This window comes from Streptomyces sp. NPDC031497 (assembly GCF_055580905.1).
In genome coordinates this window covers 251,984-277,242 of sequence record NZ_JBVIKO010000002.1, presented here as the reverse complement: position 1 = coordinate 277,242, position 25,259 = coordinate 251,984, and the positions used below count along the sequence as shown (strand labels likewise).

Annotated in this window: 24 protein-coding genes and 4 pseudogenes; 14 read left to right on the top strand and 14 right to left on the bottom strand. The window is 69.7% G+C overall.

Going from position 1 to position 25,259, the window contains the following annotated elements; translation table 11 throughout:
- Positions 1 to 9: 9 nt before the first annotated feature.
- The gene (locus ACZ5K7_RS04540; RefSeq protein ID WP_468910318.1) at positions 10 to 1,044 is read left to right on the top strand and encodes an SDR family oxidoreductase; all 1,035 of its coding nucleotides are present in this window, start codon (positions 10 to 12) and stop codon (positions 1,042 to 1,044) included.
- A gap of 251 nt (positions 1,045 to 1,295) precedes the next feature.
- On the opposite strand, the gene ACZ5K7_RS04535 is transcribed toward ACZ5K7_RS04540, so the two are convergent.
- A complete protein-coding gene (locus ACZ5K7_RS04535) occupies positions 1,296 to 1,655 on the bottom strand; it encodes a nuclear transport factor 2-like protein (protein ID WP_468910315.1) in 360 nt (119 codons plus the stop codon).
- A gap of 25 nt (positions 1,656 to 1,680) precedes the next feature.
- Positions 1,681 to 2,466, bottom strand: coding sequence for an SDR family oxidoreductase (locus tag ACZ5K7_RS04530; RefSeq protein WP_351700750.1), 786 nt, complete (start codon positions 2,464 to 2,466; stop codon positions 1,681 to 1,683).
- Positions 2,467 to 2,574: 108 nt separating this feature from the next.
- On the opposite strand from ACZ5K7_RS04530, the gene ACZ5K7_RS04525 reads away from it, so the two are divergent.
- Both ACZ5K7_RS04525 and ACZ5K7_RS04520 read left to right on the top strand, forming a co-directional pair.
- A complete protein-coding gene (locus tag ACZ5K7_RS04525) occupies positions 2,575 to 3,084 on the top strand; it encodes a winged helix-turn-helix transcriptional regulator (protein WP_468910311.1) in 510 nt (169 codons plus the stop codon).
- A gap of 399 nt (positions 3,085 to 3,483) precedes the next feature.
- Complete coding sequence (locus tag ACZ5K7_RS04520; RefSeq protein WP_450973766.1) at positions 3,484 to 4,092, top strand: YdeI/OmpD-associated family protein; 609 nt, start codon at positions 3,484 to 3,486, stop codon at positions 4,090 to 4,092.
- Positions 4,093 to 4,192: 100 nt separating this feature from the next.
- On the opposite strand, the gene ACZ5K7_RS04515 is transcribed toward ACZ5K7_RS04520, so the two are convergent.
- Positions 4,193 to 4,417, bottom strand: a complete 225-nt coding sequence (locus ACZ5K7_RS04515) for a hypothetical protein (RefSeq protein ID WP_468910308.1) — start codon at positions 4,415 to 4,417, stop codon at positions 4,193 to 4,195.
- 404 nt (positions 4,418 to 4,821) lie between these two features.
- Between ACZ5K7_RS04515 and ACZ5K7_RS04510 the strand changes: the two genes are divergently transcribed.
- On the top strand, positions 4,822 to 5,175 hold the full coding sequence (locus tag ACZ5K7_RS04510) for a hypothetical protein (protein ID WP_468910991.1): 354 nt from the start codon (positions 4,822 to 4,824) through the stop codon (positions 5,173 to 5,175).
- A 533-nt stretch (positions 5,176 to 5,708) separates the two neighbouring features.
- Here the strand turns inward: ACZ5K7_RS04510 and ACZ5K7_RS04505 are convergent.
- Entirely contained in the window at positions 5,709 to 7,046 is a 1,338-nt protein-coding gene (locus ACZ5K7_RS04505; protein ID WP_468910305.1) for an NAD(P)/FAD-dependent oxidoreductase, read from the bottom strand.
- A 255-nt stretch (positions 7,047 to 7,301) separates the two neighbouring features.
- Here ACZ5K7_RS04505 and ACZ5K7_RS04500 point away from each other — a divergent pair, with 255 nt between their 5' ends.
- A complete protein-coding gene (locus tag ACZ5K7_RS04500; RefSeq protein ID WP_468910988.1) occupies positions 7,302 to 7,496 on the top strand; it encodes a hypothetical protein in 195 nt (64 codons plus the stop codon).
- A 79-nt stretch (positions 7,497 to 7,575) separates the two neighbouring features.
- Here ACZ5K7_RS04500 and ACZ5K7_RS04495 read toward each other — a convergent pair whose 3' ends face one another.
- The 3 genes and pseudogenes from ACZ5K7_RS04495 to ACZ5K7_RS04485 form a co-directional block, all read right to left on the bottom strand.
- A complete protein-coding gene (locus ACZ5K7_RS04495) occupies positions 7,576 to 7,791 on the bottom strand; it encodes a hypothetical protein (protein ID WP_468910303.1) in 216 nt (71 codons plus the stop codon).
- Positions 7,788 to 8,102, bottom strand: a complete 315-nt coding sequence (locus ACZ5K7_RS04490; protein ID WP_468910935.1) for a DUF6415 family natural product biosynthesis protein — start codon at positions 8,100 to 8,102, stop codon at positions 7,788 to 7,790. The genes ACZ5K7_RS04495 and ACZ5K7_RS04490 overlap by 4 nt, the downstream gene beginning before the upstream one ends.
- Positions 8,097 to 8,624, bottom strand: a pseudogene (locus ACZ5K7_RS04485) (DDE-type integrase/transposase/recombinase); the annotation flags it as partial. The pseudogene ACZ5K7_RS04485 and the gene ACZ5K7_RS04490, both read right to left, overlap by 6 nt.
- A gap of 39 nt (positions 8,625 to 8,663) precedes the next feature.
- Here ACZ5K7_RS04485 and ACZ5K7_RS04480 point away from each other — a divergent pair.
- Complete coding sequence (locus ACZ5K7_RS04480; protein WP_468910301.1) at positions 8,664 to 9,518, top strand: tetratricopeptide repeat protein; 855 nt, start codon at positions 8,664 to 8,666, stop codon at positions 9,516 to 9,518.
- Between the two features lie 644 nt (positions 9,519 to 10,162).
- Here ACZ5K7_RS04480 and ACZ5K7_RS04475 read toward each other — a convergent pair.
- A pseudogene (locus tag ACZ5K7_RS04475) lies at positions 10,163 to 10,402 on the bottom strand (tyrosine-type recombinase/integrase); the annotation flags it as partial.
- A gap of 167 nt (positions 10,403 to 10,569) precedes the next feature.
- Positions 10,570 to 10,812, bottom strand: a pseudogene (locus ACZ5K7_RS04470) (IS481 family transposase); the annotation flags it as partial.
- 939 nt (positions 10,813 to 11,751) lie between these two features.
- On the opposite strand from ACZ5K7_RS04470, the gene ACZ5K7_RS04465 reads away from it, so the two are divergent.
- The 3 genes and pseudogenes from ACZ5K7_RS04465 (at position 11,752) to ACZ5K7_RS04455 (ending at position 13,703) form a co-directional block, all read left to right on the top strand.
- Positions 11,752 to 12,039, top strand: coding sequence for a hypothetical protein (locus ACZ5K7_RS04465; protein ID WP_468910298.1), 288 nt, complete (start codon positions 11,752 to 11,754; stop codon positions 12,037 to 12,039).
- An 81-nt stretch (positions 12,040 to 12,120) separates the two neighbouring features.
- A pseudogene (locus ACZ5K7_RS04460) lies at positions 12,121 to 13,125 on the top strand (IS5 family transposase).
- 53 nt (positions 13,126 to 13,178) lie between these two features.
- Entirely contained in the window at positions 13,179 to 13,703 is a 525-nt protein-coding gene (locus ACZ5K7_RS04455) for a hypothetical protein (protein ID WP_468910296.1), read from the top strand.
- Positions 13,704 to 13,867: 164 nt separating this feature from the next.
- On the opposite strand, the gene snpA is transcribed toward ACZ5K7_RS04455, so the two are convergent.
- The 5 genes from snpA to ACZ5K7_RS04430 all read right to left on the bottom strand — a co-directional run bounded on the left by snpA (position 13,868) and on the right by ACZ5K7_RS04430 (position 20,855).
- The gene (snpA, locus tag ACZ5K7_RS04450) at positions 13,868 to 14,650 is read right to left on the bottom strand and encodes a snapalysin (protein WP_468910293.1); all 783 of its coding nucleotides are present in this window, start codon (positions 14,648 to 14,650) and stop codon (positions 13,868 to 13,870) included.
- A 547-nt stretch (positions 14,651 to 15,197) separates the two neighbouring features.
- The gene (locus ACZ5K7_RS04445; RefSeq protein WP_468910290.1) at positions 15,198 to 16,358 is read right to left on the bottom strand and encodes an acyl-CoA dehydrogenase family protein; all 1,161 of its coding nucleotides are present in this window, start codon (positions 16,356 to 16,358) and stop codon (positions 15,198 to 15,200) included.
- A gap of 5 nt (positions 16,359 to 16,363) precedes the next feature.
- Positions 16,364 to 17,311 (bottom strand): hydroxymethylglutaryl-CoA lyase, encoded by a 948-nt coding sequence (locus ACZ5K7_RS04440; RefSeq protein ID WP_351690706.1) that lies wholly within the window; start codon positions 17,309 to 17,311, stop codon positions 16,364 to 16,366.
- Positions 17,308 to 19,227 carry an acetyl/propionyl/methylcrotonyl-CoA carboxylase subunit alpha gene (locus ACZ5K7_RS04435; protein ID WP_468910288.1) on the bottom strand — a complete coding sequence of 640 codons (1,920 nt, stop codon included), beginning with the start codon at positions 19,225 to 19,227 and terminating at the stop codon, positions 17,308 to 17,310. The genes ACZ5K7_RS04440 and ACZ5K7_RS04435 overlap by 4 nt, the downstream gene beginning before the upstream one ends.
- 11 nt (positions 19,228 to 19,238) lie before the next feature.
- Complete coding sequence (locus ACZ5K7_RS04430; protein ID WP_468910286.1) at positions 19,239 to 20,855, bottom strand: carboxyl transferase domain-containing protein; 1,617 nt, start codon at positions 20,853 to 20,855, stop codon at positions 19,239 to 19,241.
- Positions 20,856 to 20,942: 87 nt separating this feature from the next.
- Here ACZ5K7_RS04430 and ACZ5K7_RS04425 point away from each other — a divergent pair, with 87 nt between their 5' ends.
- The 5 genes from ACZ5K7_RS04425 (at position 20,943) to ACZ5K7_RS04405 (ending at position 25,220) form a co-directional block, all read left to right on the top strand.
- Positions 20,943 to 21,539 (top strand): SACE_7040 family transcriptional regulator, encoded by a 597-nt coding sequence (locus ACZ5K7_RS04425; protein WP_351690712.1) that lies wholly within the window; start codon positions 20,943 to 20,945, stop codon positions 21,537 to 21,539.
- Between the two features lie 114 nt (positions 21,540 to 21,653).
- Positions 21,654 to 22,811 (top strand): acyl-CoA dehydrogenase family protein, encoded by a 1,158-nt coding sequence (locus ACZ5K7_RS04420; protein ID WP_351690714.1) that lies wholly within the window; start codon positions 21,654 to 21,656, stop codon positions 22,809 to 22,811.
- 35 nt (positions 22,812 to 22,846) lie between these two features.
- Complete coding sequence (locus ACZ5K7_RS04415) at positions 22,847 to 23,713, top strand: acyl-CoA thioesterase (RefSeq protein WP_351690716.1); 867 nt, start codon at positions 22,847 to 22,849, stop codon at positions 23,711 to 23,713.
- A gap of 10 nt (positions 23,714 to 23,723) precedes the next feature.
- Entirely contained in the window at positions 23,724 to 24,767 is a 1,044-nt protein-coding gene (locus ACZ5K7_RS04410) for a cation diffusion facilitator family transporter (RefSeq protein WP_468910280.1), read from the top strand.
- A 123-nt stretch (positions 24,768 to 24,890) separates the two neighbouring features.
- Entirely contained in the window at positions 24,891 to 25,220 is a 330-nt protein-coding gene (locus ACZ5K7_RS04405; protein ID WP_351690720.1) for a hypothetical protein, read from the top strand.
- Positions 25,221 to 25,259 lie beyond the last annotated feature (39 nt).

Sequence of the window (25,259 nt, the reverse complement as noted above, 5' to 3'; positions counted from 1 at the left end):
GAGAGACAGATGACACAGGTACTGGTCACCGGAGGAACCGGCTTCATCGGAAGCTGGTGCATCCAGGCCCTGCTGGATGCCGGGCACACCGTCCGCACCACGGTCCGCGACCTGCGGCGCGAACCGGCACTACGGTCCTGGCTGCACGCGGCCACACCGTTCGACGACGACCGTCTCACGGTCGTACGCGCCGACCTCGAACAGCCCGAGGGCTGGGATGCCGCCGTCGCCGGCTGCGAGTTCGTCCTGCACGTCGCCTCGCCGACGCTGCGTCATACGCCGGCGAACGACGACGACCTGGTGGTCCCGGCACGCGAGGGCGTCCTGCGGGTGCTGCGCGCCGCCCGCGACGCCGGTGTGCGCCGGGTCGTCCTGACCAGCGCCTTTGGCGCCATCGGGATCGGGCACCCCCCGCGCTCGACCCCGTTCACCGAGGAGGACTGGACGAACGTCGACAGCGAGATCCCGCCCTACCAGCGCTCCAAGACACTCGCCGAACGCGCCGCCTGGCAGTTCATCCAGGACGAAGGCGGCGGTCTGGAACTGGCAGCGGTCCACCCCGTGGGGGTCCTTGGCCCCCTGCTCGGCCTGGACGACCCGCCATCCCTGCGACTGGTCCGCAGAATGCTCGAAGGACAGGTTCCCGCGTGCCCTCCCTTCGGGATGGGCTTCGTCGACGTACGCGACGTCGCGGATCTGCACCTGCGCGCGATGACCGATCCGGCAGCCGCCGGCGAACGCTTCCTGGCAATCGCCGGGCACAGCCTGCGCGTCATCGACATAGCGCGCATCCTGCACGACCGCCTCGGTGAGCGCGCCGCGAAGGCCCCGACCCGTGAACTGCCCGTGTGGCTCGCCCGCACACTGGGCCTCGTGAACCCGGAACTGCGACTGCTCAAGCACCAGCTCGGCCGGGATCTCGACGCCACAAGCACCAAGGCGGAGAAGCTCCTCGGATGGCGAGCGCGCCCCATCGACGACACCATCGAGGACACCGCCGAGAGCCTCCTCGCCCACGGCATCGGGACAAAGACCGGATCGTAGCCGACCGACGCGGCAGTCCTCCGTCGGCCGGGTGCAGCGTGGCGTCGCGGCCGGACAGAACCTCGCCCTGTGCTGAGGTATGGCCTCGGAGTTGCTCGCCTTGATTCCTCACGCATGCGCGTGCTGATCTGCGGGTGGATGCCGAATGTGAGGGCCGGCCCGGTGGTCGGGTGGCTGGCTTGGCACGACGGCTGGGACGGGCGGTCCAGGTGGGTGGGGCTTGTCGCGCAGGCGGCAGCAGGTGAACGGACTCAGGGCTCGATGACGAGGCGTTCGATGAGGTCGTCGCGGAGTGTGAACTGGTAGCGCAGATCGATGGTGCCGCCGGGGAAGTTGCCTTCGAGGTGGTGGGTGGCGATGTAGTGGGTCGCGTCGGTCTGCTGGGCGCCGGTGAGGTGGATGGTGTAGGTGAATTCGGTGGCCGATCGGTCGAGCCACTTCCCGATCGCCTCAATGCCCTCGTAGGTGTTGCCGTCGTCGATCACTGTGGCTTCGCCGGTGAACGCCGTGATCGCGGTGGCGGTGTCGTGGGCGCGGTGCGCTGTCAGGTAGCGGGTGATCACCTCGGGCAGGGTGTCCGGGGTGCTGGTTCGGGGCTGGTTGTCGTGCATGACGATCCTTGGGGTGGTGGCGGGTTCAGACGGTGGGGGTGGTGCCGCCGTCGATGACGTGTTCGGCGCCGACGATGGCCGAGGCGCGGTCGGAGACGAGGAAGGCGACGAGCTCGGCGACCTCCTCGGGCCGGTTGGGACGGCCGAGCGGGATGCCGCCCAGGGAGTCCATGAGCCGGCCCAGCGCCGCTTCCTGGGTGATGTCCGCGTCGTGGGCGATCCGGGCGACGAGGTTGTCGGCGGCCGAGGTCTGGACGAAGCCGGGCGAGACGGTGTTGACGCGGACGCCGTGCGGGGCGACCTGGTTGGCCAGGCCCTTGCTGTAGGTGGTCAGGGCGGCCTTGGCGGCGGCGTAGGCCAGGGTGCCGTTCCACAGCGGCATGCGGCGCTGGATCGAGGTGACGTGCACGACCGCGCCCTTGCCCGTGGCGATCATGTGCGGCAGGAGTGCGCGGTCCAGGCGGACGGCGGCCAGCAGGTTCGTGTTCAGCTCCCTGGCCCAGTCGTCCTCGCCGAGCGCCGCGAACCCTCCGGCCGGTGCCTCGGAACCGCCGAGGGTGTTGACCAGGATGTCAACGCCTCCCAGGCGGGCGTCCACCTCGGCGGCGACGTGCGCGGCGCCCTGGGCGGTGGACAGGTCGGCGGTGATGAACGCCTTCTCCTCGGCGTCGTCGGGGCGGGTGCGGGCGGTGACCAGCACGGTCGCGCCCGCCTCGGCGAGCCGTCGGGCGATGGCGGCTCCGGTGCCCTTGGTGCCGCCGGTGACCAGGGCGCGTCGGCCTTCGAGGGATTCGCTGATGTACGTGGTCACGGAGTGCTCCGTTCCCGGGTGCGGGCGCAGAAGGCACCACTCCCGTCATTACTGCTAAAATAGAAGTGACTAACTTCGACTTTAGCAGTAACTGAGGGGATGGCCACCATGGCAAGCCGGATCAGGCTGGAGGACCGGGAGTGCCCACTGTCCACGACGGTGGAACACGTCGGCGAGTGGTGGACGCTGCTGATCCTCCACGACGCCTTCGACGGCTACACCCGCTTCGACCAGTTCCAGGAGAGCCTGGGCATCTCCTCCAGCATGCTCACCACCCGGCTGAAAACCCTCGTCGCCGACGGACTCCTGGAGCGTCGGCCCTACCAGACCAACCCCGTGCGCCACGAGTACGTCCTCACCGAACTCGGGCGCTCCCTGCGTCCGGTGATCGTCGCCCTGGCCGCATGGGGCAACTCCCGTCTCACACCGGCCGAGCGCAGCATGATCCTCATCGACGCGCGCAGCGGCGAGGAGGTCGATCCCGTCGTCGTCGACGCCAAGACCGGCCGCCGACTCGACGACAGCGGCACCTATGTCTTCACCGCAGGTCCCGCAGCGAGCGACGCGATGCGCAGCCGCTACGTAACACGGCCGGCGATCCCCGCGGAAGGGGCGTAAGACTACCCGGACAAGCCCCGGACAGACTTGCGCCGGGCCGGGAACACGGGCCGTACCCGATCCACCAGGCAGCGACGACTCATCGCCGACATCACGCCTGCCTGTCCTCCCCAGGGTTTGATGGCGGGAATGCCCTGGGCATGGGGGTTTCAAAAATCGTCGCCAACACCCCGCAGGCCGGCCAGACCCTGGCTGTCTCGTCGGCCGTGACGAGGTGAACTCGGCGCCTTCTGTCGGCCGGCCGTTCAACCCGCGCGACGGACACCCCGTCGAGGTCGAGCAGCAACGTCGTACGGTTGATCAAGCCCGTGGCTCATGCGTGATCGTTCTGCGTCGAGAACAGAGATGATCACGCAGGTCCAGGGGCATCCCGCATCCGGGGCCGTGCCCGAATGCGTCATGGCAATCGGCCGGGTGTGGTTCGCTGCTGGGGTGACTCAGGACTTGGAGACCGTCGCATTCGAATCCGCCGAGGCATTCCAGGCATGGCTCGGCGAGAACCACGCCGTCTCGTCCGGCATCTGGCTCAAGCTTCGCAAGAAGGGCCCTGGAATCGTCGCGCTGGACTACGCCCAGGCGCTCGACGTGGCACTCTGCTACGGCTGGATCGACGGCCAGAAGGCCAAGTTCGACGACCAGTGGTGGCTCCAGCGGTTCACCCCGCGTAAGCCGCGCAGCAAGTGGTCCAAGGTCAACCGGGACAAGGTGGCCGCCCTGATCGAGCAGGGCCGGATGCGTCCCCCGGGGCAGGCCGAGGTCGACCGCGCCAAGGCGGACGGCCGCTGGGAGGCGGCCTACGACGGCGCGAAGACCGCCACGGTGCCGGACGACCTCATGGCGGCCCTGACCGCCGACCCGGCCGCGGCGGAGTTCTTCGAGACACTGGACCGGCAGAACCGCTACGCGATCCTGTATCGGGTCCAAGACGCCAAGAAGCCCGAGACCCGGGCGCGCCGGATAGAGAAGTACGTAGCGATGCTGGCGAAGGGCGAGAAGCTGCACCCGTAGTCATGGAGAGGGACCGCAGCCGTGTAGTGCCTTGGGGTCCCGGCGCGCCTGCGGCCTGGGCGAGCGTGGTGAGTTCCGTCGGCGGAAGCCGCGGGGCGGTCTAACTGATCGTTTCCGGCCCCCAGCGTTCAGGTCCCACTCCGCGCCAGTCGATCCACGGTGACTCGGCCACCTCCGCCGGGTCGATCTCCAGGCCGGCCCGGCGGAGGAACTCCGCGACGTCGACCGCATGGTGAGCCAGCCCGAGGATCACACCGTCCACGCGCACGCGGCGGCCCCCCGTGGGCGACGGCGGATGCACGGTCACACGTATCGGTCCGGGCATGCCTTCAGGATCATCCGGGACATGCGGACCCGCATTCCAGGTCGTCATTGCTGATGCCGCTCATTCATGTTCCGGTCTGACCGTCCCAGGTCGCGGAGGTCCCGCCATGCGGCGGGGCTTGGGCGACGTTGCTGCCAATAGGCATGGAAGTACAGCTGAGCCGACAGCCTGTACAGGCGCCGACGCAACTCGGTGCGACCTGGCTGCCGGGCGAGCTGCTGGTAGGTGGCGCTCCAATCCTGCTGCGCCTGGGCAAGGTCGGCGGGAAACCGTCGCATGGCCAGATTCAAGCACGTGTTCGATTATTTGTGCCACCCTCGAGGCCACGGGCGGCCGCACGGCCGGGCATGGCCCGTGACGGCGAACCTTGATCATTGCCATCGTGGTGTGACGAGGTTTCCGACGTGAATGTCGACTCCACCGTGTGCCGAGCTCACCAGCACGCCGCCGGGGCGTCGAAAAGAGGGGACCTGCAAAAGGAGCGGCCCGGCGGCCCGCCCCGGGAGCGTCCGCGGGCGGCCTTCGAGTCGGAACGGGAGGACTCGCACAGCACGTCGTGGATCAGTTGGGCCGAACTGGAAGAGGCTGACTGGGACGGCACGGAATCAAGTGCGGGGCCGTCCGCGGCTGAGACCCGTCTCACCCGGCGCCAGGTCGTGCGTGACGAGGACTGGGGTGATGTCTGGTCGGTCATGGCCGTGCTTGCCAAGCGACACGGGGCCGAGAACGTCCGTCTGGTGGTCTGGTTCGACAACTAGGAGCTGTCCGCGATCATGCGACCGCTCTGTACCTGAGTCGTTGTTGTGGGCTTGGGGCGGGGTGATCTGACGGATGCGGAGTGGGAACGGCTGCGGAGTGGGAACGGCTGCGGAGTGGGACGGGCTGCGGAGTGGGAACGGCTGCGGCCGTTCCTGCCGGTGAGCAATGGGCGAGAGGGCCGTTCGGAGGCCCTGTCGTTCTTGGCGACGGTCGGCGCGGTGGGTCAGCCGGCGTTGGAGGCGGTGAACCGGGCCTGGGGCTGCTCGGCGGCCAGCGGGCGGCCGGACAGTCCGCGCCGGACAGTCCGCGGCCCCTGCGACAGGCCCGGCCACGCAACTCGGCCACGTAAGTCCTGCGGAGACGGGCGAGCGCAAGGATGTCCGGCGTGCCGCGAGGGAGCGGGACGGCGCCTCGGCTGGAAGACGACCAGGCATATCGCCCTCACCCTCACCCTCGCCCTCACCACCGCCTTCGCCGAGGCGGAGGCCCCTGGTCCTCCGCCTCGGCGTCTGCCGCGGTCCGGTGGGAGTGCTCAGCGTCCGCCGTGTCGCAAGACCGAGAGGAGGACCGACGGAGCGAAGAGCCGTGTCGGCGGGGCACAGAGCGCCAGGACGTCCAGGAGGGCGTAATTGGCCGTCGCGTCGGCGGTCGCCGCCCGTTGGACACGGTCGAGGTAGGCGTGTTGGAGCCGGTGCAGCGGTGTCCGGTGCCCGCCCGTGGTCCCGGGATGCCGGAGGTCCTCGGCCTCTGCGATCTTCCACGGACCGGTGGCCTCCGCCGCGACAGCACGTTGCACACGCCTGGTGAAGCCGGGGCCCGTGCCATGGTCCGTGAGAACGCCACGTAGCGCCAGCGCCTGGCGCACCGCGACCGTCATCCCCTGCCCGTAGACGGGGTTGAAGGTGCACATGGCGTCGCCGACCACGACAAACCCCTCGGGCCTGCGGGCGGTCCGGTCGAAAAGTCGGCGTCTGCTCCCCGGCGGGCGGAAGCCGCGCAGCGGCGAGTCAGGGACAGCACTCGCGAGGAACCCGGCAAGGGCAGGTGACGCGAGGGTGGCGGCGAACTCGGCAAAGCCTTCCTGATCCGTGGGGGGTTCGTGTCCGCGCAGGCCGCCGACCGCGACGATCCACCGGTCGCCCTCCACCGGCAGCGCGATGCCGAAGCGAGGCAGACTCGTGCCTGACACCTGCAGGTACACGCCCCTGGCGAGCCCGGGCACCGGGGCGGTTCGCCGGAAGAGGCCCGTGGTGTAGGCGATGGCGGCGTCCACCGTTTCCTCGGCGGGCGCCGGGAACCCGGCGTCGACCAGCCATGCGGGCGCCGCGGACGAGCGTCCCGAGGCATCCACGACCAGGGCGGCGGGGATCACTTCACTGGTGTCACCGCGGCGCAGTCGCAGTCCGGTGACCGCACCCGCCGACGTCTCCAGTCCGATGGCACGGACGCCCTCGCGGAACGAGATCCGCGGATCCTGCGACACCCTCCGTCGCACCGTCCAGTCGAGCACAGGCCGCGTGCAGCTGAGGACGGTGCGCCGTGCGGGAAAGCGCGGAATCACTCCCGCGGGGCCCACCCACTCCAGGTCGCCGGGGAGCCCGAGCGACACGGCGCCGGCCTCACGAAGCTCGGACCGGATGCCGGGCAGCAGCTCCTCGACCCCGGTTTCGCCTTGCTCGAACAGCAGATGGGTGTGGTGGGCCTGAGGTATCCCGGCCCGGGCGTCGGGTCCAGCTGGAAGACGATCGCGTTCGACGATGGTGACGCTGTAATCCGCGCCGGCGAGTACCGAGGCGGCCAGCAGACCCGCCAGCCCGGCTCCGACGACGACGGCATGGCGCGGTGTCGCTGAGCTGTCTGCCCCGCTCAAATGTCTTTCCCTCCATGCCCCGTGGGCAGCCCCGTCCCCCGGCTGGGTGCGCCTCGGCCATGCCGAGACCGATGCGTCCGGCTGGTCGACCGGGTATCACGGCACCCGTCTAGCCCGCTTCTGTTGATTGGACCAGCCTCTCAGAAGTTGTTGTCCTGCCGGACCTGAGGCCGCGTTTTCGTTGGTCGGGCACAGGCCGGACGTTCCCGTGGCAGTGGTGGCGTGTCGTGTTCGTTGCTCCCGTGGAGGTCGTGGATGCCTTCGGTCGTGGGGCTACTGGAACAGCGCGAGGTCGCCGCTCGCCGTCGCGTGGATGGGCTGAGGGAAGAAACCGACCGCACCCAGGCCGAGTTGGCCGTGGTCGAGCGGGAAGGGCAGGAGTGGGTCATCGCCCGCTCGCGGGTCGGCCAGGTACTGGCGACCGGGCCCGGTTTCATCAAGGGCGGCTGACCTGCCAGGAGTCCCATGCAGGGCGTCGGAGCGGCCTCCCTTCCTGCCCCGGCACGCCAGCTGCGCCGGGACCGGACACCTACTCGACCCACTCGATGCCGTAGGCGTCGCCGAGCTTCTTCCGGCCGTTGTAGTAGTCCATGTGCCGACGGTCGTCGTTCGGCCGCCTGGTGCAGGACGCTCCGCCGTCGGGATGGACCAGTGCGCAGCAACCGGTGGCGCGGGCCCCGGACTTGGCGGCGTCCGCCTTTCGCGTATTCAGGCTCTTGGGCTCCCCGGGAGCCGAGGCCGTCACCGCGGGGCCAACCGGTCGTAGTGCCAGCACAGCGATTTCACGGAGCGGGCGAGTCTGGCGGCGACGGCGCCGCGCACGGCGTCGTTGTCGCCGTTCCCCATGTGCAGCTGGCCTTGCGCCTCGTCGATGCATGCCAGCGCTGCGGTGCGGTCGGCAGGGGTCTGAGGGAGAACGCAGGCCCTGGCCCGGACCATGGGGATGAGGGCCCGGATGTGCTCACGGAACTCGCCCGCGATCCTCTCCAGCTCAGTGCTCTCGAAGTGGTCCTCGGGTCGCTCGGCGGCGAGCACGAGCAGGGTGCTGGCGCGCATCGCTGGGATGCTCAGGGGATCCAATTGATGCGGACGCATCGTGTTGTATTCCTCGCGCCAGCCGTCGATGAGCGCCTGCGCCGCATGCAGGTCAGCGAACGGCCCCTGCTCGTCGAAGAGTTCACGCCGCAGTGACTGATGGAACCGCTCGATCTTGCCCGTGGTCGTCGGCGATCTCGGTTTGGTCAGCCGGTGCTTGATGCCGTTCAGTCGACAGATCCGGTCGAACTGCACCTCCGTCGACGGCCCCGGTGTCCCGAACCGGCCGGTGAACTGCTTCCCGTTGTCGGTCAGCACCTCCTCCGGGCAGCCGAAGGCCGTCAACGCGCCGGCGAAGGCCGCGCACACCGCCCGGCCGGTCGCCCGCTCCACCACCGAGGCGATCACACAGAACCGGGAGTGGTCATCCACCCCGGTCACCAGCTTCAGCTCACGCCCGTCGGCCAGCCAGAACCCGCCCGTCACATCCAGCTGCCACAACTGCATCGGCCCCGGACGCTCTGTCACCCTGCACGGTCCTCGTGGTCCGTGCTGACATGCCGTGCGGCAGGATGTCTCGCTATGAGCGATGTTCCTGTCCCTCCCGATAGAGCCGCCGAGTTCATCGAGCGAGGTCGGCAAGCCGCTGCCACGGAAGATTGGAAAGCCGCTGTCACTGCCTGGATCGCTGGTTCCAATGCCGGCAGTGTGGAATCGGCGAACCTGGTGGTCACGGGGATCGCGCCTCTGAAGGCTCTGGCCGATGCTGGGGACGTCGACGCGCAGGCCCTGGTGGCCGGAGCGCTGCTCGACTTCGTGGACGATTCGGCTCTGCCGATGGTGCTGACCTACGCAACAGCCGCAGCACGAGCCGGGCATCCGGCAGCCCAACGGACTTTGGGCTTCTTGTACCGCACCGGCCGCGGAGTCCAGGCAGACGCATTCCAGGCCGAGGCCCTCTTCACAGCGGCCGCGAAGGCCGGCGACGCATACGCCGCGTTCAACTTGGCGGGCATGCACATCAACGGCGATACCCGAGTGAGAGACCACGACGAGTGCCTGCGCTTGCTGCGCCAAGCAGTCGAAGGGGGCGTGACACAGGCCGCTGCCGTGCTCGGTGATCGCCTCGCTGCGATCGATGAGGACGCCGAAGCGCTGAGCTGGTACTTGCATGCGGCGGAGCGGGGCCACGCGGGTGCGATGTTCGCCGCCGCTTGCTGGTATCGCGACGGTCTGGGAACAGCGCCGGACCCCGTCCAGGCCGTGCGGTGGTTCCTGGCCATGCTCGACCGCGGCAACGGAGACGGGATCCACGAAGCAATCCAGTTGGTGAAGCGCGGCATGACCGAAGAGCAGATCCGCAGCGCCGGCGAACTGGCCGACCACTCCTCCGAGGCCGAAACGCTCATCACCATGGCCCGCGAGCGTGGCTGGTGAGCGTCCACCAACGCCGCCGCTGCCCGTCTCAGTTTCCGTCTCATTCAGCCCGGTTCACCGGCGTTCAACCAAGACCCGGAGCCCATCCCAGCCTGGTGACGAGCCGCCGATGAACGCAGGTGAACGCCCCCGTCCACAGCCCACCGCCCCACCGTCACAGTTGGAAAGCGTGCACCGCGGTCGACGTACAGCACTGTTTGGTGCGCGGCCGGCGCTGACAGGTCTCACTCTTGGCCATCGACGAAGCCCGACCGTCGGTTAGGTCCCGGGTTGGCCCCGGGCCGCCCCCAGACAGAGACGGGGATGCAGCTGCTCTACAGAGCTGGACACCTCGGAAGCCGACCGCGCGTCTGAGACCCTAGCCGGGGCCACTGACAACCGACCCTGCAACGTGGCGCCCCTCGGCCTTGTTCCGCTCACCCCCGCACCACAAGCGCACCAGATCGAGCGGGGAACAGCGGGGATTCACGGTAAAAGCAGCCCAGCCCGGCGGAGCCATGATCCGACCGTTCGCCCAGGCCAGCGCCTGGACCGCCCCCAAGTGCCCGCAGCTTCCCAAGCTGAGAGCGCGAGTTCGATTCTCGTCACCCGTCCATGCTCAAGGCCCAGGTCAGAGACCTGGGCCTTGTTGTTGTGCGGGGTGATCAGCCGCAGCGTGCCAGATTCGTGCCAGAAGGCTCGTCGGTCGCCTTCCCGGCTGCCGCCGCCCGAGCCTTCCGGACGGTGGCGTCGAGGCCGGCGGCGACCTCTTCTTGTCGCTCGTCGTCGGAGTGCTGGTAGATCAACGCGGCCTTCTCCGACGACTGCCCGGCACGCACCATCGTGTCCTTGAGAGTGGCGCCGGAGCGCGTGGACAGCGTGTGCCCGGTGTGCCGGAGGTGGTAGCACCCGCATCACATGGACGATCCGACCAGTGCTCTTCCTGCCACTCGCGCACCGCCAAGGCGCCGAACTCCCAGCGTGCGCATACGGCTTCAAGCCCCGCTCGACAGTGTCGGATCCCATGTGATGCCTGACGTTCTGGTCCCACCTGATGCTTACGGTGGGCCCAGACAACGCAGGGAGCCCCGTGGGGCTTGTTCGGGACGTCAGTCGTGCGCCGGATCACCCGCACCTTGCCGCCCAGTTCGACGCTGATCGTGGTGTCCGACACATGCACGGTTACAGTCTGCCCCGCGTACGGGCGGCCGAGGGACACGACTTGTCGGCAGACCATGACCGTGCCCACCGTGCTGACCCGCCGCTGCACACGCACGGGCGCGACGCCCGGATGCGGCGGCGGTCCGGCCGGCCACATGGGGCTCGCCCCCCCACACGCAGTCGCCGCACAGCGACGCTGACCCCGGAATGACGAAACGGCCCGCAACGGCCCATGAGTAGAGACCTGGACACGGAGTGCCCCGGTCACAGACGTGCCTCCGGCGGGGGCGCTCAGGCTCCGAGATGGCGGGGGCGCCGTTCGCGAGTGCCGGCCGAGTGTGGCGTGCGCGGGGAGCTCCCATCCCGTCCGCCATCGACCCAGGCAGAGCCGAGCAGTCGTGGTCCAGGGCGTCCAGGTCGTTAGTACAGTGGCACGCTCCACCTTGACGCCCTGGACCACGCCCGCTCCACGGTGTGTGGGTCGACGGCAGACGGGATGGGAGCTGGGGTGAGTGGTGGGTGGGCGCGAGTGAGATCATCACGTATGGCGTTGATTAAGTACATGACAAAGGCCAGAGATGAGCGATGGTGGATACAGGGTCTCGGGCTCATGGCCGGAGCGGCCTGGGCTGGCTTCCGCGCTTTGAGTAACGGACGACCGCCACTACTGCGGGTGGGCTTCGGCGTAGCGGCGATCGGTTTCCTGGCTGCAATTGCGGGACTCATCATCGACCGAATTCGGGCAACCAGGCGAGGCCGCAGAGGTTCCGCGGATGACACTGCCGCGGGCGAGCAGCAAGAGCCTTGATCGATGCCGGTTCGAGGGGGCCGCGGAGCGTGCCACTTCCGTGCCAGAACGGGCGGGGACTCACGGGGGAATCGAGGTGCACCAGGGTGCGTACTTCCCCACGTCGCCCAAGGCAGGGATTCCCAGGTCAGACCTGCGCCCCCCCAACCTCGCTCCTAAAGCGGTGGCTTCCTGACAACCAGCGGCAGCAGCCAGCTAGCGCAGGCCACTAGCGCGCGTATCGAGTCGTGATCAAACTGTCTACTTCGCCCGCTGCCTGTGCGACTCGCGTGAGAGCATCCGTCCATGAGCAGCGACCTGGAAGTGAGTGCTCTGGCGATCAACGTCACGATCCCGCAGGCGCTCCGCTGGACGGACACTCGACGTGGTGAAGAGTTCCAACTGACCACGCTCAACATCCGGCTTCTCCCGGACGGTCACCTCGCCGCGAAAGCCTATGGCCGACCAGTCGGCGGTGGTCGTGGCGCATATGTCTCGTTCCCGGTCCCCGACGAACCAGAACTGGCGGCTCTGGTTGTCGACGCGGCCGGCCGCGCCGGGATGTTGTGGGCCGCCCATCGCGGTCTCGGCTGAGCCTAGTTCGGCTCGAGGGCAGACGGTGGCGGTTCCGGACTCCGCTCTCGAGGCGGGGTCTGGTCCGGTAGATCTTCTTGTGTGACGCGAGTGCAACTGAGGGACGCAGAGTGGGAGTTCATCGGGCCGTATCTGCCGATCGGCGAGTACGGCCCGTACCCCGAGCGGCTCCGGCAGCAGTTCGAGGGTGTGATCTGGCGGTTCAGGACCGGCGGGCAGTGGCGGGAGACGCCGCAGGAGTTCGGCGCCTGGTCGACCGTGCACAACCGCTTCCGGCAGTGGCGTGATGCCGGCGTCTTCGAGGCCCTGCTGGAGGGCCTGATCGCGGAAGCGGCGAAGCGGGGCGAGGTGGACCTGTCCCTGGTCAGTATCGACTCCACCACCGTGCGGGCACACCAGGATGCCGCCGGGATGCACCTGGGCGAGGACGTCATCACTGCATTGGAGAAGGCTGCCACCGAGGAGGAGAAGGCCAGGTCAAAAGGGGCAGCCTCGAAGAAAAAAGAGGGCAGGACGTCAAAACAGATCCCGAGCGGGAGGAGCGACGACGCATACGGCGTCGGCAAAGAGTCCGCCTGAAGGCTGCTCTCCTCGGACGCTCCAGGGGCGGGCAGACCAGCAAGGTCCATCTGGTCGCCGACCGCAAGTGCCGCCCGCTGGCGTTCGTGCTGACCGCGGGCTAGGCCGCGGACAGCCCACCGTTCATCCCGGTGCTCAAGGAGTTACGGGTCCGTGGCCCCGTCGGCCGACCTCGCACCCGGCCAGACGCAGTCGCCGGGGACAAGGCCTACTCGTCCCGCGGCAACCGGGCTCACCTGCGCCAACGCGGCATCAAGGCAGTGATCCCGGAGAAGAAGGACCAGGCCGCCAACCGGAAGAAGAAGGGTTCCGGGGGCGGGCGGCCCGTCAGCCACGACGCCACCCTCTACAAGGAGAGGAACACCGTCGAGCGCGTGATCAACAAACTCAAGGCCTGGCGGGGCATCGCCACCCGATACGACAAGACCTCGGACAGCTACCTCGCCGGCCCTCCACCTAGGAGCCTCGATGATCTGGATCAAAGACCTCACCCGGACCACCAGTTGATCACGACTCGATACGCGCCCTAAGGCACCCATGGTCGCCAGTAACCTGTGACAGTGTCGGTAGAACTGGCCCCAGAGGCTGTCTTCCAGCTGAAGTGGGAACTGGGGGACCATGGTTGGGCGAGGTGTCACCTGACCGAGGGGTCCCAGAAGGCGTCGCTGACCGTCAGCTACTGCACCGACGGGCTGGCGGACCTCGTGGCCGGCGCGGGCGGGGTGTACGGGCGGCAGCGCACGGCCCGGTTCTTCTTCGACGCCGAGCCGCAGGAACTTCGCTGGGTTCTCCGGGCGACGGATGAATCGGTCGAGGTGACCATCTACGAGTTCGCCGACGTCGCGGTCAGTCCTGACCTACCGGATTCCGACGGCACGGTGGTGTGGAGGTCGGCGCATCCGCGACCGGTGTTCGCCCACGCCGTTCTCGACGCCGCTCAGCACGTGCTCGCGGAGCATGGCGAGGCCGGCTATCGCGCCAAGTGGATGCTGCATCCCTTTCCCATCGGCCTGGTCCAGGATCTCCGCAGGCTGCATCTGCGTGACGACGCCTGCGCACTGCCCCACGACCTGTCCTGCCCCTGATGGTCTACCGCCCGTGAACCCCGGTGAACGCCCCCGAACGGCGCCCACCACCCCACGACCACACGAGCGGCTTCGCCCTCCGAGGACGCCCTCCGAGGACAGCCGTACGAAGCACCGGCTGAAGCCGTCCTCGGCAGCGAGCCGCCTCCCACGTGGGAACGCGATCAACTCCAGGGCATGCCGGGGAACAGGCGCCCCGGACCGCTTCCCGGCACCACGGTCAGTACCGGCGGCACGGTCAGTACCGGCGGTGCGGCGCTCGGCTGGGTAGCGCTCGGCTGCTCGGCGGGCTGGTTCGCCGTGCCCGGGGCCTGCGCCCCTCCGGTGGCCCACAGCTGGTCGACACGCGAGCGCTCGGCGGCGTCCGGGTAGTGGTTGGTGCAGGACGGGCCGGCGCCGCCGCCAGACATCAGCTCACTGCACGGCCCGCTGTAGTCGTCCGCCAGGCCCAGCACGTGTCCGGTCTCGTGGGTGACGACGCGGACCGAGTCGTACTGCCGGCTCTGGGTGTAGTCGATGAAGATGTAGCCGCCTCCGTGACCGTTGGTGGAGGCGTACGACCCGCGCTGGTCGTTGCCCTCGTAGTAGGAGAAGTCGGCGCCGCTCGAAGCCTCCTGGAGCTTGACGTTGGACTCAGAGCTGTTCCATATCGAGGCCGCGCTCGCTATCTGCGAACGGAAGCTCGGTGCCCGGGAGGCGTCGTAGGTGATGGTCACCGCCTGCGCGTCGGGCTGGGCGGCGCGCTTCTCGGCGACCGACTTGAGCACGGCCTCGAAGAACGCCTTGTTCCCGGCGGCCTCCTCGGACGACCCGTCGTACCGCGCCACGGAGGTACCGGCGGAAGCGGACGGGGCGGCGGCCGTCCGGGCGCTCGCCGGCACTGCCGCGCCCAGCGCGCTGGAGGCCAGACCGAGGCCGAGAGCGAGAGTGAGGAGTCTCGCGGACATTGGGGACGACATCATGTGGGGGGGCTCCTACTCACTCGGTGACGCCGAGCGCCCGGTGCGCGGTCGAATCTGCGGGAAACACCGGTTCCGAACTGCGGCGACGTCCTGTGAGTCGTCATTCTTAGAACGGCTTTACAGGGAGCGCAAAGGGCCCCGTCGACTATGCCGCCTAGTAGGTGCCAGGACCTCGCCGGGGCGGCGCGCGGGTCTCCCGTCCGCATGTGGCGGCGGGCGGGATGGCTGACGCGGCGTCAGAAGCCTTGTGGCGCAGGGCGGCGGGCGTGCGGGGCCGCCGGGCGGAATTCCGGGACATGTACCGGAATCCACATCAGGGCCAAGACGGACAAATGCTTAAATGTCTGCCACGTCGTGTCTACTAAGTACGCCGGTTGATTGGCGCAGTGCTGTGACCGACGTCATAGAACATGCGCTTCCGTTACTTTTGTGCCGCGCCGACCCCGAGCCGCCCCCGGGCCCGCACGCCGAAGCGCCCGCCCCGGTCATCGGGACGGGCGCTTTCGTGCCGTGCGGGATGCCTGCTCGAGGGTCAGCCGACCAGCCCCAGCTCCCTCGCGATCAGCATCCGCTGCACCTCGCTCGTGCCCTCCCCGATCTCCAGGATCTTGGAGTCGCGCCACATCCGGGCCACCGGGTACTCGTTCATGAAGCCGTAGCCGCCGTGGACCTGGGTGGCGTCGCGGGCGTTGTCCACGGCGACGGTGGAGGAGTAGAGCTTGGCGAGGGCCGCCTCCTTCTTGAAGGGTTCCCCGGCGATCAGGCGCGAGGCCGCGTCGCGCCAGGCCAGGCGGGCCGTGTGGGCCTTCATCTCCATGTCGGCGATCTTGAACTGGATGGCCTGGTTGGCGCCGATCGGCCGACCGAAGGCGTGCCGTTCCTTCGCGTACCGCACCGACTCGTCCACGCAGCCCTGGGCCAGGCCGGTTGCCAGGGCCGCGATGGCGATACGGCCCTCGTCGAGGATGCGCAGGAACCCGGCGTAGCCGCGGCCCTCCTTGCCGAGGAGGTTGGCGGCGGGGACCCGGACGTCGGCGAAGGACAGCTCACGGGTGTCCGAGGCGTTCCAGCCGACCTTGGAGTAGGGCGCGGCGACCGTGAAGCCGGGGGTGCCCGAGGGGACGATGATCGCGGAGATCAGCGGCTTGCCGTCGGGCTTGCGGCCGGTGACGGCGGTGACGGTGACCAGCCCCGTGATGTCCGTGCCCGAGTTGGTGATGAAGCACTTGGTGCCGTTGATCACCCACTCGTCGGTGGCCGGGTCCAGGCGGGCGGTGGTGCGGGTGGCGCCCGCGTCACTGCCGCCGTCGGGTTCGGTGAGGCCGAACGCGCCGAGGATCTCGCCGGAGCAGAGGCGGGGGAGCCATTCCCGCTTCTGGTCCTCCGTGCCGAAGAGGTGGATGGGCATGGCGCCCAGGGAGACCCCGGCCTCGAGCGTGATCGCCACCGACGAGTCGACCCGGGCCAGTTCCTCCAGGGCGATGCCGAGCGCGAGATAGTCGCCGCCCATCCCGCCGTACTCCTCGGGGAACGGCAGTCCGAACAGGCCCATGCGGCCCATCTCGCGGACGATCTCGTACGGGAACTCGTGCCGCTCGTAGAAGTCGCCGATCTTCGGCGCCACGACATCGTGGGCGAACTCCTCCACCGTGCGGCGGAGTTCGTCCAGTTCGGGGGAGAGGCGGTGGTCCATGGTCGTCACTCCTGGTGGGAGAGGGCGCGGACGGTACGGGACGGGCTGGGTCGGCCCAGTTGTTCGGCCATCCACACGCTGGTGGCGGTGAGTTTGCCGAGGTCGACTCCGGTCTCGATGCCGAGGCCCTGGAGCATCCAGACCAGGTCCTCGGTGGCGAGGTTGCCGGTGGCGGACTTGGCGTACGGGCAGCCGCCGAGCCCGCCGGCGGACGCGTCGACCGTCGTCACGCCGTGTTCCAGGGCCGCGTAGGTGTTCGCGAGCGCCTGGCCGTAGGTGTCGTGGAAGTGCACGCCGATGACGTTCGTCGGCACGCCTTCCTCGTTGAGCAGGGACAACAACTCCAGGACATGGCCCGGGGTCGCGACCCCGATCGTGTCGCCGAGGCTCAGCTCGTCACAGCCCATGTCGCGCAGCGCCCGGCAGACCCTGACCACCTGGTGGAGCGGGACGGCGCCCTCCCAGGGGTCGCCGAAGCACATCGAGACGTAACCGCGGACATGGGCGCCGGCGTCCTTCGCCTGCCGGACGACCGGGTCGAAGACGGCCAGGGACTCGTCCACCGTGCGGTTGAGGTTGGCCTTGGCGAAGGACTCGGTGGCGCTGGCGAAGACGGCGACCCGGCGGGCGCCGAGGGCCAGGGCGCGGTCCAGGCCGCGCTGGTTGGGGACGAGGACGGGGAGGGCGACTCCCCGAAGGTCCGCGAGCTGGGGGAACAGGTCCTCCGCGTCGGCCAGTTGGGGCACCCACTTGGGGTGCACGAAGCTGGTCGCCTCGATCGTCGTCAGGCCCGCGTCGGCCAGGCGGTGGACGAACTCGGCCTTCACCGACGTCGGTACGGTCGACTTCTCGTTCTGCAGGCCGTCGCGTGCGCCGACCTCGTGGATGCGGACGCGGGCGGGCAGATCGGTCGCCGGTACGACCATGGGGAGGCCGGTCTCCGGGGTGGTCATACGGTCTCCTCCTCGTGCGGGGCGATCACGGCCAGCACCTGGTCCATGGCGACCGTGGCGCCCGGTTTCACATCCAGCTCGGCGACCGTGCCGGCGTGCGGGGCGGAGATGACGTGCTCCATCTTCATCGCCTCCACCACCAACAGGCTCTGACCGGCGATCACTTGATCCCCGACGGCGACCTTCACCACGGTCACCGTGCCGGGCATGGGCGCGGTGAGCGAGTCGGCGCCGGCGTGCGCGGCCCGGTTCAGGGACGCGGCGACCGGGTCGTGGTCGCGGACCTGCCAGGCGTCGCCGTCCCGGCCGATCCAGTCGGCGGTGTGGAGGAAGGTGTGGCGGACGCCGTCCAGGGTGACCGACACGCGGTCGGGGTCGACGGAGTGCGTGCCGCGCGGGACGTACTCCACCGGGTCCTGCACCCGCAGGTGGAAGCCGACCGGCTTGGGGGTGCCGCCGAGCCGCCAGCCGCTCGGCACCGAGAAGGGGTCCGTCCAGCCCGCGCCGGCGACGGGCTTCAGCGCCTCCAGCCGTACGGCCGCCGCCGCCTCGTACACCTCGTCCGGTACGTCCGTGGAGACCAGCTCGTCCACCACCCGCTCGACCAGCCCGGTGTCCAGCTCGCCCGCCACCACCGCCGGATGGGCGAGGAGTCGGCGCAGGAACCCGGCGTTGGTTCCCACGCCCAGCGTGACCGTCCCCGCGAGGGCCCCGCGCAGCTTGCGCAGGGCGGTCTCCCGGTCGGGGCCGTACGCGATCACCTTGGACAGCATCGGGTCGTAGAGGCTGCCGACCTCGGTGCCCTCGCTGAGACCGGAGTCGGTGCGGACGCCGTCGCCCGAGGGCTCGTGCAGCAGCAGCACCGTGCCGCCGGTGGGCAGGAACCCGCGCGCCGGGTCCTCGGCGCAGATCCGGGCCTCCACCGCGTGCCCGGTCAGCCGGACGTCCTGCTGCGCGAACCCGAGCCGCTCCCCGGCCGCCACCCGCAGCTGCCACTCCACCAGGTCCAGGCCCGTGACCAGCTCGGTCACCGGGTGCTCCACCTGGAGGCGGGTGTTCATCTCCATGAAGTAGTACGACGAAGGGTCGCCGCCCGGCACGATGAACTCCACCGTGCCCGCGCCCCGGTACCCGCACGAGCGCGCCGCCTGCACCGCCGCCTCGCCCATCGCGGCGCGCGTCTGTTCGTCCAGCAGGACCGACGGCGCCTCCTCGATCACCTTCTGGTGCCGGCGCTGGAGCGAGCACTCGCGCTCGCCCAGGTGCACCACGTTCCCGTGGCCGTCGGCCAGCACCTGGATCTCGATGTGCCGGGGGCGGTCGACCCACCGCTCCACCAGGAGCGTGTCGTCGCCGAAGGAGGCGATGGCCTCGCGGCGGGCGGCGGCGATCTCCTCGTCAAGGTGGGTCAGGTCCCGCACCAGCCGCATGCCCTTGCCGCCGCCGCCCGCGGACGGCTTGAGCAGCACGGGTGCGCCCAGCGCGCGGGCGGCGTCGGCGAGTTCGGGGTCACGGCCACCCGGTACCACCGGCACCCCGGCCGCGCTCACCGTCTCCTTCGCGCGGATCTTGTCGCCCATCAGCGCGATCGCGTCGGCCGGCGGGCCGATGAACACCAGCCCCGCCTCCTCGCAGGCACGCGCGAAGGCGGCGTTCTCGGCGAGGAAGCCGTACCCGGGGTGGACCGCCTGGGCACCGCTCACGGCGGCCGCCTTCAGCAGCCGCTCCACGGACAGATAGCTCTCGCCCGCCGGTGGCGGACCGAGCCGTACCGCCGTGTCGGCCTCCCGGACGTGCCGGGCGTCCGCGTCGGCGTCGGAGTACACCGCCACCGAGCGCACGCCCAGTGACCGCAGCGTACGGATGACCCGGACGGCGATCTCGCCCCGGTTGGCCACGAGTACGGTGTCGAACACGAGTCCCCTCCTCACATCCGGAAGACGCCGAACTGGGGCTCACCCAGCGGCGCGTTGCCACAGGCCGTCAGAGCGAGGCCCAGTACCTGGCGGGTGTCGAGGGGGTCGATGACCCCGTCGTCCCAGAGCCGGGCGGTCGCGTAGTAGGCGTTGCCCTGGCGCTCGTACTGCGCGCGGACGGGCGCCTTGAAGGCCTCCTCGTCCTCGGCCGGCCAGGACTCCCCCCGGGCCTCCAGCTGGTCCCGCTTCACCGTGGCGAGGACCGACGCGGCCTGTTCGCCGCCCATCACCGAGATCTTGGCGTTCGGCCACATCCACAGGAAGCGGGGGGAGTAGGCCCGGCCGCACATGGAGTAGTTCCCGGCGCCGTACGAGCCGCCGACGACGACGGTCAGCTTCGGGACCCGGGTGCAGGCCACCGCCGTGACCATCTTGGCGCCGTGCTTGGCGATGCCGCCGGCCTCGTAGTCCTTGCCCACCATGAAGCCGGAGATGTTCTGCAGGAACACCAGCGGGATGCCGCGCTGGTCGCACAGCTCGATGAAGTGGGCGCCCTTCTGGGCGGACTCGGAGAAGAGGATGCCGTTGTTGCCGATGATGCCGACCGGATGGCCGTGGATGCGGGCGAAGCCGGTGACCAGGGTCTGCCCGAACTCGCTCTTGAACTCGGCGAACCGGGAGCCGTCGACGATCCGGGCGATGATCTCGCGCACGTCGTAGGGGGTGCGGGAGTCGACCGGGACGGCGCCGTAGAGGCCGTAGGGATCGACCTTCGGCTCGACGACCGGGGCGGCCTCCCAGGGCAGGTCGCGCCGGGCGGGGAGGGTCGCGACGATGTTCCGGACGATCCGCAGCGCGTGCGCGTCGTTTTCGGCGAGGTGGTCGGTGACGCCGGAGACGCGGGAGTGCACCTCGCCGCCGCCCAGCTCCTCCGCCGTGACGACCTCACCGGTGGCGGCCTTCACCAGCGGCGGGCCGCCGAGGAAGATCGTGCCCTGGTTGCGGACGATGACCGCCTCGTCGCTCATCGCCGGGACGTAGGCGCCGCCGGCGGTGCACGAGCCGAGGACGGCCGCGATCTGCGGGATCCCGGCCCCCGACATCCGGGCCTGGTTGTAGAAGATCCGCCCGAAGTGGTCGCGGTCCGGGAAGACCTCGTCCTGCATGGGCAGGAAGGCACCGCCGGAGTCCACCAGGTAGAGGCAGGGGAGCCGGTTGTCGAGGGCCACCTCCTGGGCCCGCAGGTGCTTCTTCACGGTCATCGGGTAGTACGTGCCGCCCTTGACCGTGGCGTCGTTGGCGACGATCACGCACTCGCGCCCGCTGACCCGCCCGATCCCGGCGATCACGCCGGCCGCCGGGGCCGCCCCCTCGTACATCCCCTCGGCGGCCAGCGGGGCCAGCTCCAGGAACGGCGAGCCGGGGTCCAGCAGCGCGTCCACCCGGTCCCTGGGCAGCAGCTTGCCGCGCGCGGTGTGCCGGGCCCGCGCCTTCTCGCCGCCGCCCAGCGCGGCCGCGGCGAGCCTGCCGCGCAGCTCCTCGACGAGGACGCGGTGCGCCTCCTCGTTGGCCCGCCAGGCCTCCGAGGCGGGGTCTGCCGCGCTCGTCAGCTCCGGTGCCTGGTCCATGCCCGCGATCCCCTCACTTTGTTAATGAGCGTTAACGCATTTCCCTCAGGTTAACGACCGCTAACCTCCCTGTCTAGAATTGCCCTCATGGTCACGAGAACCGATGCCCCGACCCGCCGCGAGCAGATCCTCAAGGAGGCCGCCCGGCTCTTCGCCGAGCGCGGCTTCCACGGTGTCGGCGTGGACGAGATAGGCGCCGCGGTCGGCATCAGCGGGCCCGGTCTCTACCGGCACTTCGCGGGCAAGGACGCGATGCTCGCGGAGCTGCTGGTGGGGATCAGCGGGCAGCTGCTGACGGGCGCGAAGCGGCGGCTGGCGGAGGCCGACGGGGAGACCGCGCCGTCGGCGGTCCTGGACTCCCTGATCGAGGGCCATATCGACTTCGCCCTCGACGACCGCCCGCTGATCACCCTGCACGACAGGGAGCTGGACCGCCTGCGCGACAGCGACCGCAAGCTGGTGCGCCAGCTCCAGCGCCAGTACGTCGAACTGTGGGTGGAGGTCCTCCGCGAGGTCTATCCCGCCCTGCCGGAACCCGCGGCCCGCTCGGCGGTCCACTCGGTCTTCGGCCTCCTGAACTCGACCCCACACCTGGGCCGGCCGGGTGCCCTGCCGGGGCGCGGAACGACGGCGGTGCTCCTGCACCGGATGGCGAGGGGCGCGTTCGAGGCCGCGGCGGCGTGATGAGCGTTACCCCCGTCCCCCCGGCTCGCGCCCTGGACCCACCCGCCTACCCACCGGTACGGTGAAGTCTGAGCAAGCGCTTAGACAGATGAACCGTGCCTGGAGGTGGCGGCCGTGCGCCGTACGTTGTTCAACGAGGATCACGAGGCGTTCCGGGAGACCCTCCGCGCCTTCATCGAGGCCGAGGTCGTACCCGTGTACGACGAGTGGTTCGCGGCCGGTCAGGCGCCCCGCGACTTCTACTACAAGCTCGCCGAGCTGGGTGTCTTCGGCATCCGCGTCGACGAGGAGTACGGCGGCGCCGGCATCGACTCCTACAAGTTCGAGGCCGTCCTGTACGAGGAGACCGCCCGCGCCGGTGTCTCCTTCGGCGGTTCCGGCGTGCACGTGCTGCTCGGCCTGCCGTACATAAAGCTGCTCGCCAACGACGAGCAGAAGAAGAAGTACCTGCCGAAGTTCGTCTCCGGCGAGGAGATGTGGGCCATCGCGATGACCGAGCCGGGCACCGGCTCCGACCTCGCGGGCATGAAGACCACCGCCAAGCTCTCCGAGGACGGCACCCACTACGTCCTCAACGGCGCCAAGACCTTCATCACCGGCGGTGTGCACGCCGACCGCATGATCGTCTGCGCCCGCACCTCCGCGCCCACCAAGGAGGACCGCCGCCACGGCATCTCCCTCTTCGTGGTCGACACCAAGGCCGAGGGCTACTCGGTCGGCCGCAAGCTCGACAAGCTCGGCCTGAAGACCTCCGACACCGCCGAGCTGGCGTTCGTCGACGTCAAGGTGCCCGTCGAGGACCTTCTCGGCGAGGAGAACAAGGGCTTCTACTACCTCGGCCACAACCTCGCCTCCGAGCGCTGGGGCATCGCCTTCGGCGCCTACGCGCAGGCCAAGGCCGCCGTCCGGTTCGCCAAGCAGTACGTGCAGGAGCGGGTGGTCTTCGGCCAGCCCGTCGCCGCCTTCCAGAACACCAAGTTCGAGCTGGCCGCCTGCCAGGCCGAGGTGGACGCGGCCGAGGCCGTCGTCGACCGTGCCACGGAGGCCCTCGACGCCGGTGAGCTGACCCCGGCCGAGGCCGCCAGCGCCAAGCTGTTCACCACCGAGGTCGCCCACCGGGTGATCGACCGCTGCCTCCAGCTGCACGGCGGTTACGGCTTCATGAACGAGTACCCGATCGCCCGCCTGTACGCGGACAACCGCGTCAACCGCATCTACGGTGGCACCAGCGAGATCATGAAGACGATCATCGCGAAGGACATGGGCCTGTAAGGTCCCCGCAATTACCGGCCAGTAGAAAAGGTGCCATGAACGAGGCACTGAACGATCTCCTCGATCTGCTCGACCTGGAGCAGATCGAGGAGAACATCTTCCGCGGCCAGTCCCGGTCCGCCGTCGTCCCGCGCGTGTTCGGCGGGCAGGTCGCGGCCCAGGCGCTGGTCGCCGCCGGGCGCACGGTCCCGGCGGACCGGCACGCCCACTCGCTGCACGCGTACTTCCTGCGCGCCGGCGACCCGGGCGCGCCCATCGTCTACAACGTCGAGCGGATCCGCGACGGCCGCTCCTTCACCACCCGGCGCGCGGTCGCCGTCCAGCACGGCAGGCCGATCTTCGCCCTCTCGGCGTCCTTCCAGGTGTACGAGGACGGCCTCGACCACCAGACCCCGATGCCGCCCGCGCCCGACCCGGAGACCCTGCCCACCTCGGCGGAGCGGCTGCGCGGCTACGACCATCTGCCGTCCACGGTCGTGGAGAAGTTCCTCGAGGCCCGCGAGGCCATCGACCTGCGCTACGTCGAGGAGCCGCCGTACGGGAAGTTCGGCGAGCCGCGCGAGCCGCACAGCCAGGTGTGGTTCCGGACCGCCGGCAAGCTCGACGACGACCCCCTGCTGCACGTCGTGCTCGCGACGTACGTCTCCGACATGACCCTGCTCGACTCCGTGCTGCTCGCGCACGGCCGCGGCGGCTGGGCCGTCGGGGACGTGGTGGGCGCCTCGCTGGACCACGCCATGTGGTTCCACCGGCCGTTCCGCGCCGACGAGTGGCTGCTGTACGACCAGGAGTCCCCGTCGGCGTACGGCGGCCGCGGGCTCGGCCAGGCCCGGATCTACACCCAGGACGGTTCACTGGCAATTTCCGTGATCCAGGAGGGTGTCGTCCGCGTCCCCAGGTAGAACTGGGGGCATGTCCGAAGCCGAACAGAGTGGCGGAGCCGACCAGAGCGCCGTGGCCGAACAAGATGGCGAAGCCGAACAGAGCGGCGGGGCCGAAAAGGGTGGCGGAGCCGAACAGGGCGGCGGCGAGAGCACCGTCACGGTGATCGTCGCCGCCGTCGCCAACCTCGGGATCGCCCTCGCCAAGGCGGTCGCCGGGGTGATCAGCGGGTCCAGCGCGATGCTCTCCGAGGCGGCGCACTCGGTCGCCGACACGGTCACCGAGCTGCTGCTGCTCACCGCACTCAAGCGCAGCGAGAAACCCGCCGACGAGGACCACCCGTTCGGCTACGGCCCCGAGCGGTACATCTGGGCCATGCTGGCCGCCGTCGCCACCTTCGTCGGCGGCGCGGTCTTCTCCCTCTACGACGGCGTCCACACCCTGACCGCGGGCGAGGAGCTGGGCAACCCGCTGGTGTCGTACATCGTCCTCGCGGTCGCCTTCGTTCTGGAGGGGTTCTCCCTGCGTACGGGGCTCAAGCAGGCGTACGGGGAGGCGGCCCGGTTCCGGGTGTCGTTCAAGAGATATCTCCGGCGCACCCCCGACACCGCCGTGAAGGCCGTGGTGATGGAGGACTCGGCGGCGCTCGTCGGCCTGGTGCTCGCGGCCGGCGGCCTGCTCGGCGGACAGCTCACCGGCTCCGGCGTCTGGGACGGCCTCGCCTCCCTCCTCATCGGCCTGCTCCTGCTGTACGTCGCCTGGGTGCTGGGCCGCTCGAACGCCGAGTTCCTCATCGGCCGGCCGCTGCCGAAGGCCGTGCGGGAGCGGATCCGGGCGGAGCTGCTGGAGTCCGAGCACATCGTGGCCGTACTGGAGCTGACCACCCTGGTGCAGGGCCCGAACGAGGCGCTGGTCGCGGCCAAGGTGGACTTCCGGGACGTGTCGACGGCGGCCCAGATCGAGTGGGCCTGCGAACGGGCCGAACAGCGGCTGCGGGCCGCGATCCCCATGATCGGCCGGGTCTACCTGGACCCCACCCCGGGGTCCGCGACCTCGGTCGATCACGGGCGGTGAGCGCCCGAAGTGCCGGGCGACTTGTCCGAGATTAAGCTCTATGAGTGAAATGCCGCACAGTGCATGTGCCGCATAGCGGACGTGCCGCGTAGCGGACGTAAGTCCGGCAGAAAGGTATTTCCCATGCGAGTACAGCGCGCGAGGCGCATCGCCGCGATGTCCGCCGCCGGCCTGATGCTGGCCGGTGGAGCCGCGATCGGCGCCGCGGGCACCGCCTCGGCGGCCCCCGCCTCCACTCACCAGAGCGTGGTCACCGGCGGCTTCGGCTGCAACTCCCGGTTCGGCGGCGGGTTCAACAACTGCCGTGGTTACGGTGGCTTCGGCTACGGCGGCTACGGCTTCGCCCCCGTCGCGGTCGTCCCCGTCGTGGTCGTCCCCACCGTCGGGTACGGCGTCAGTGGCTTCGGTGGCTTCGGCTACGGCGGGTTCGGCTACGGCGGGCTCGGGTTCTGAGCCGACCGCACGCGAACAGACACCAAGCCAACTCAGGGT